Consider the following 6,658-nt stretch of genomic DNA (forward strand, 5'->3'; position numbering starts at 1 on the left):
TAATGAGTACAGATCGTTTCCGGCGGATTATGCGCTTACGCATCCATGGAAATGTGGTCCGCATTGATTTTAGAGACGGGAAAAGCTGTATCGAGGATCAGCGCGGCAGACTGCAGCATACCAACCTGGACGGGAGTAATATCGTCATCCTCGCTAATCCCTCGATACAGCAGAAATCTTGTAAATAGCCTAATCTCAGCATCTGTGAATTTGTCGAAAATATCGCCCTCTGCCTCTGCTACTGTTGGGGTAGAGGGCATTTGTTTGTCTAAAATTGTACTCTCAACATCAGCGTGCAAGGCATCGATCAAAAAATCTTTTTCTGAGTCACTACCATTTGCAATAGCGCGATGCAATTCGGTCACGATGTCAAAAATCAACTTTTGTTGCCTAGAATTGCACTTGGCTATAGCATCAGACAGATTTTTTAATACAGGTGGAAGGGATTGGCGCACGGCCTCCATTGATTCCGTATCGTCCCATTTGAAAGGGGGATCTCGTTGGTCGCTCTCCCCTCTTAAATAAGCACCTGACACACCAAAATAATCTTCCAGCGCGGCCATTGCCTTTGAGTTTGGCTCTCGTTTTCCGTTTTCATACCCGATAATAGTGCTATATGCAATCCCAGTCTTTTCAGAAAGTTGTTTTTGTGTAATCCCTTTTTCTGCTCTCAATGTTTTTAGACGTAGAGCTACTGATGATAAACCATTGTCCATTTTTGTATCTCCTTTTTGAAAGATTATATCATTCAACTTGTTCAAATGCAAAACAAAACGCAACTTTACCGCTTGACTTATGCATACGAATAAGATATAATTGTTATACAGCTTAGTCGAACGAACAAGAAAAGGAGGATAAACATTGTTTGTAATCCCCAGAATTAATGAAATTGAAAAACGCCGTAAAGAACACGGATGGTCACAACATAAGCTCTCCTTACGTGCAGGATTAGCTGGTTGTGCAATTTGCCGCATTGAAAACGGCAAAACAAAGAGAATCAACCACCTGCGCGCCAGGGAAATTGCTAAAGCTCTGGATTGCCAGGTAGAAGATATATTTGTCAAATCGAAAGGAGTTTAATCATGGATGAAATGCAAGTATTTAAGAACAGCGAATTTGGAGAGCTCGGAGTACTGGAAATTGACGGTAAGCCCTATTTCCCGGCCACAGCGTGTGCAAAGTCCCTTGGATATAAACGCCCTGCTGATGCGATCACCGCCCATTGTAAGGGGTCGGTAAAATACCGAGTCCTTACAAATGGAGGAGAACAGGAGCTGAAGTTCATCCCGGAGGGCGATTTGTACCGATTGATTACCCATAGCAAACTCCCAGCCGCCAAGCGGTTTGAGATGTGGGTGTTTGACGAGGTGCTCCCGACAATCCGCAGGCAAGGCGCGTATGTGCCAAACCTAAATGAGGCCATCTCCAAGACGGCTACCGCTGTTGTAACGGAGGTTATGAGGCAGCTAATCCCGATCATAAAAGATGTCGTAAATCATGGGACCAGACAGAGCTACTGCGGACCGGACGCTACCGGACTGTGTGATCTGAGTAACCGCTGTAAGCTGGAGACCTTCCCGCCGGACGTTGTTGGACAGGTAGATGCAATGCTTGAAGAAATGCTCCAGCAACAAAGCCTCAATTTTAGTCTGATCGCGCGGTACTGCACGGTTAATGGATACGCCATATCGTCTCCGTCAGTAAAAACCTACTTTAAGCGCCGTTTCGGTCAGAATTAAGGAGGTCTATCATGGCAAGAACATTTGAGATCACTACAGAAGGAAACGCCGCCAAGATCGTTGTTGACGGCAACGAAATCAGCGACGTTATTGAGTGTAATCTCCGCAAAAACAACGAAGGAACCATACTGGAGATTAAGATTGCAATTACTGGAGATGTATCATACAACCATAAACCAATTAAAATCCCTTGTGCGCAGACCTATGGTACAACTTCAGAGGAGATCAGAAGAGCCATTTTAGACTGGAGAAAGGGATGCTTACATGAAAACGGGTAATCATGGACTTATCTCTCCTATATCAATATCTCTTTCGAGCAGTGCAAGCCGAAACGCCCGAAAGGGCGTCCACTAAGGGATGGCCTCCTAGTGCTGATGATGGCAGGCCGGAAGACAGGTGACAATATGATCAAATTATCCACGAGAGAGCTTGCAGAGCTTAAGGGATGCACGCAGCGCAATATCAAGCTCTTAGCGCAAAGTGGTAAACTTTGCGGAGAAATTGCTAAAAACGAAAAGAATAGACCCGCATATCAATTTGCGCTGGATGCCCTTGAGCCAGAACTGCAAATTAAATATTACCGGCAACACGGTATGGAGCTCCCAAAGGAGCTATGCAAACCAAAAAAGCCGCAGCCGGTTAAGGAGTCCAAACCACTAGACGCATACACCGCTGCCCAGCGAGAGGAGATCAGCCGCTGGATCAATATCCTCAAGGACTGGCAGAGTTATCGTGCCAATCGCAAGGACAAAGAGTCTGTGGACGCGGAGTACATAGCACAGTGCCGGGATAAATATCCGGACGTGCATATCTCCCGTGACATTCTATACAGCCGCCAGCGCGCGTATAAGGCCAACGACTACGATGGGCTTGTGGACAAGCGAGGTATTGGACGCAAGGATAAGTCCTCTTTCCCGGATGAGATTAAGGATCTATTTTTGTACCTATATTTGGACGAGAGGGCACTCCCGATCTCCAAATGCTATGAGGCAACAAAGCTGGCGATTGGTCAGCAGAGACCAGAGTTGTTAGGGCGTATGCCCAGTTACGACACCATGTATCGCTGGGCAAACGAGTACAGCAAGCCAGTAGCCTGTCTCGCTCGTGAGGGCGACAAAGCCTTTAATGATCGGTACGGTATCTTTGTCGACCGATTTTATGATCATATGGACAGCAATGATTACTGGATTGCCGATGGCCACACGATCGATGTCATCAGTAAGGCGGATGATGGTAGTGACCGGCACCACCGCATGACGCTGTCGGCGTTTTTGGATGCTCGCAGCGGCATCTATGTAGGTTGGGTTGTGACGGATCATCCAAGTAGTGATGCTACCATTTTTGCGCTGCGTAAGGCAATCCAGCGATATGGTATCCCTAATCATATCTATGTAGATAATGGCCGGGAGTATCTCAATATCGATATTGGAGGGACCGGGCACCGGCGAGCAAGCAAGGTCAAGATCGACTTGCCGACTCCGATCTTACAGCGGCTAGGGATCCAGATGACCAATGCGTTACCACGTAATGCGCAAGCAAAAATCATTGAAAGAGAATTTCGAAATTTTACATTTTTGAGCCGTCTATTTGACGGCTATTGCGGAAGCAACGTCGTCGCAAAGCCGGAAAAACTCAAACATAAACTCAAGGCGGGCAATATTCCCACGGACGGGGAGCTGACACAGGTCATCAATGAGATGATCGACGGATATTTTAATGCGCAACCTTACAATGGCAAGGTTGTAGCGGACCGCGGAAAGACCAAATTGCAGGTGTATATGGATCACCTGCCACAAACCGTACGCCGTGCCGCACCTGACGATCTATATCTGCTGATGATGCGTAGTACCCGCGCGCAGACGGTTGGCAAAAATGGTGTATATCTCACGGTATGTGGTGAGCGGCTCTATTATCATAGCGACGAGCTGCTCATCAATTGGACCGGGAAAAAGGTCTATCTGCGATACGACCCAGAGGATCTCCGGAGTGTCCGCGTATACGACGCGGACGAGAAGTACATCATGACGGTGCCTCTCATCAGCGAGCTAATGCTCGACTATGGGGCCTCCAAAGACGAGGTACGCACCGCAATGCAGCAAAAACGACGCTGGCGCAACCAGGCAAAACACCTCGCCGATATCCAGCGTGAGCAGGCTGTAGCACAGTATGGACCACTCAACGTCTTGGATATCTTTGTTCGGGCAGCTCACGTCAATAACGAAGGACTGCTGTTGCCATCCGATGACAATACAAACAATATTACAGAGATTACACCAGTGCCACAATCTGAGCGTACCCGTGTAGCAGCCGGGGACGGCGGCGTGGTAATCGACATAGAGCGGATGATCCGCAACAGACTCAAAAGAGAGGGGCAAACAAGATGAGCAAACAATACGATCCGGAGCTCCAGCAACGCCTGGAGGATTACATCAAGGAGGTTGGCAGCCAAAGTGAGGCCGCCCGAAGGATTGGAGTGAGCGTTGCGGTAGTAAGCACTTACCGCAACAGCAAATATGCAGGCGATGTAGCGGGGTTCGAGACCCGACTCCGCCAATTTTTGGCCACCAAGGAGGCGGCAGACGAGCTATCCAATAGTGTTGTGGAGTATGTACCGACATCTATAAGCGAGTCGGTCTATCATACAATCCGCATATGCCATCTAAAAGGCGGCCTCGCAAATGAGTGTGGGGACGCCGGAATTGGCAAAACCAAGGCGGCGTTGAAATATGTGTCGGATTACCCGAGTCAGGCAATCCTGATTACAGCTAATCCGTGTATCAGCAGTGTGACAGCCTTTTTTAAGGCGCTTTGCAGGCGCCTTAAAATATCAGCTGCTCGTAAGGACGATATGTGGATAGAGGTGGACGAGCATCTGCGAGGCGGACGCAAAGTCCTCATCGTGGATGAGGCTCAGCATCTCCCGATCAAGACTGTGGAGGCTATCCGAGCTCTCACAGACAGCAATCCGGAGCTGGGATGCTGCATGATCGGCAATCCTGAGACAATTAATGTCGGTACACGCCGCCCGGCGTTTGCCCAGATCCGCAACCGGACAAAGATTGTGCAGATCAGGCACACTGGGGAGATAACCAAAGCAGATATCGCCTTGCTCTTCCCGGCTTTGGCAAGTCAAGACAAAGAGCTTGAATTGCTATGGGCTGTCGCCCGTAGCGAGCAGGGAGTCCGCGGGGCTGTAAATCTCTATAGCAACGCGGAAGATAACGAGGATATATCGTATCAGGGGCTGATGTCAATGGCCAAATACATGAAAATCGTTGCCTATTGAGGAGGATGGTAATGCGTAAAATCATCTATTACATAGGACCGTGGGCCTTGGGATTACTGTGCGGCATCGCCGCAATGCAGCTGAGGGACGGAGAATATCTACTTGCTGCTACCTGGACATTGCCGGTTATTGGTTTGGGAGGGGTTTTGCTTGCAGGATTAAGCGAGAATGAGGACCCTCCTACCTCTACAATGGGCGGTTAAACCGCCCATATCCTTAATGCAGCCGCCCATAAGGGTGACGGTCACAAGCCCGCAAATGCAGAGTGGGGATAATAAGGAGGTGATGATATGCGATATCCCAAAAAACTTGAGCAACACGCTGATGCTATCTTATCATCCCGCCGCCGGGAGGCGATCAGAGAACAAGAAGAGGTCCAAAATTGGCTACGCACAACGCATCCGGCTATTCTGGGCTGTCAAAATAAGCTTTCTCGCTTGCTTGCGCGGTTGGGGATAGCCAAAATACGGAGATCATCATGCGACAAAGAGATTGAGGCACAAATTGACGCTACGCGCAAAGAACTGCACGATCTGATGACCGATGCACAGATGTCTGAGGATGATCTATTGCCAAAATACACGTGTCCTGAGTGCCAGGATCGTGGATACATAGACGGCAGACCATGCCCCTGTAGGCAGACGATCCTCAACCGGCTGGTGTATGAGCAGCTATGCGACGTCTCCCCAGCGCAGAGCTGCTCTTTTGACAATTTTGATCTGCACTATTATGTGGACCACCGTCAAGACATGGCCAAAACCCTTAAAAGCTGCGAGAGATACGCGAAGGATTTTAGCAAAAACAGCAAAAATCTACTGTTTTATGGGGATCCGGGTCTTGGCAAGACCCACTTGTCATTGGCAATCGCCGGAGAGGTAGCACGCTCCGGCCATCTTGTAATGTATGCGTCCGCGCCTCATTTGATGGCGCAGTTAGAGGACGCAAAATTTAGGCAATCTGAGGCTGGGATGGAGTACCGGGAAATTATCTATGGCTGTGATCTATTGGTGATCGACGATCTCGGAGCAGAGTTGGTCACACGATACACACAATCAGAGGTGTATGACCTGATTAACACCCGCCTCAATATTGGTATCCCGACCATCATCAATACCAATCTGACAATGAACGGGATTTATAAGCTGTATACCAACCGTGTGGCCTCGCGGATTGCCGGGACATACACGGAGGTACAGTTCCAGGGCCGGGATATCCGGCTCCAAAAAAGAGTAGAGGAGATGGAGGCGCATGAGCAAAAAGCACAGACATCGCACATATGGAGAGCAGCAACGTCATATCCTTGCGGTAAAAATCCGCAAGATGACGGACGAGCAGTTATGTGAGTTTGTCAACCAGACTGTCCCGTCATTTGGTGTAAGCCAATACTTGGATAGACTAGAGGAGCTGTCTGGTACCGGAAACGGCATCGGATCCGGGATGGTGGACAAGCTACGCAACATTGCACTAAAGGAGGGATATATATATGCAGATTGACAATTTGCCAGATTGCCCCTGTTGTGGAGGAGAGGCCGAGTATATAGAGACGATGTACGGAGCGGGGATGCTATTGTCGGCATCCATACGATGCCGTGATTGTGATCTCCACATTGAGCACAGAGGTGTAGCGGGTAAA

8 protein-coding genes and 1 other RNA gene are annotated in these 6,658 nt (G+C 48.9%); 8 read left to right on the top strand and 1 reads right to left on the bottom strand.

All coding sequences use genetic code 11. From position 1 onward, the window contains the following. Positions 1-35: 35 nt before the first annotated feature. Complete coding sequence (locus tag ACGCCZ_RS07165) at positions 36-761, bottom strand: helix-turn-helix domain-containing protein (RefSeq protein WP_411655239.1); 726 nt, start codon at positions 759-761, stop codon at positions 36-38. A 100-nt stretch (positions 762-861) separates the two neighbouring features. On the opposite strand from ACGCCZ_RS07165, the gene ACGCCZ_RS07170 reads away from it, so the two are divergent. The 8 genes from ACGCCZ_RS07170 to ACGCCZ_RS07205 all read left to right on the top strand — a co-directional run bounded on the left by ACGCCZ_RS07170 (position 862) and on the right by ACGCCZ_RS07205 (position 6,368). Next, positions 862-1,080, top strand: a complete 219-nt coding sequence (locus ACGCCZ_RS07170; RefSeq protein WP_411655240.1) for a helix-turn-helix transcriptional regulator — start codon at positions 862-864, stop codon at positions 1,078-1,080. A gap of 2 nt (positions 1,081-1,082) precedes the next feature. Further along, positions 1,083-1,739 (top strand): BRO-N domain-containing protein, encoded by a 657-nt coding sequence (locus tag ACGCCZ_RS07175; RefSeq protein ID WP_411655241.1) that lies wholly within the window; start codon positions 1,083-1,085, stop codon positions 1,737-1,739. An 11-nt stretch (positions 1,740-1,750) separates the two neighbouring features. Continuing rightward, positions 1,751-2,017, top strand: a complete 267-nt coding sequence (locus ACGCCZ_RS07180) for a hypothetical protein (protein ID WP_411655242.1) — start codon at positions 1,751-1,753, stop codon at positions 2,015-2,017. 46 nt (positions 2,018-2,063) lie between these two features. Next, an RNA gene (locus tag ACGCCZ_RS07185) (hammerhead ribozyme type II) lies at positions 2,064-2,129 on the top strand. 14 nt (positions 2,130-2,143) lie between these two features. Next, entirely contained in the window at positions 2,144-4,123 is a 1,980-nt protein-coding gene (locus ACGCCZ_RS07190) for a Mu transposase C-terminal domain-containing protein (protein ID WP_411655243.1), read from the top strand. After that, positions 4,120-5,025, top strand: a complete 906-nt coding sequence (locus ACGCCZ_RS07195; protein ID WP_411655244.1) for an AAA family ATPase — start codon at positions 4,120-4,122, stop codon at positions 5,023-5,025. Before ACGCCZ_RS07190 ends, ACGCCZ_RS07195 begins: the two co-directional genes overlap by 4 nt. An 11-nt stretch (positions 5,026-5,036) precedes the next feature. Further along, complete coding sequence (locus tag ACGCCZ_RS07200) at positions 5,037-5,228, top strand: hypothetical protein (RefSeq protein ID WP_411655245.1); 192 nt, start codon at positions 5,037-5,039, stop codon at positions 5,226-5,228. Between the two features lie 87 nt (positions 5,229-5,315). Further along, a complete protein-coding gene (locus ACGCCZ_RS07205) occupies positions 5,316-6,368 on the top strand; it encodes an ATP-binding protein (RefSeq protein ID WP_411655246.1) in 1,053 nt (350 codons plus the stop codon). Positions 6,369-6,658: the final 290 nt, after the last annotated feature.

Source organism: Anaeromassilibacillus sp. SJQ-1, from assembly GCF_046693725.1.
Taxonomy (GTDB): Bacteria; Bacillota; Clostridia; order Oscillospirales; family Acutalibacteraceae; genus Anaeromassilibacillus.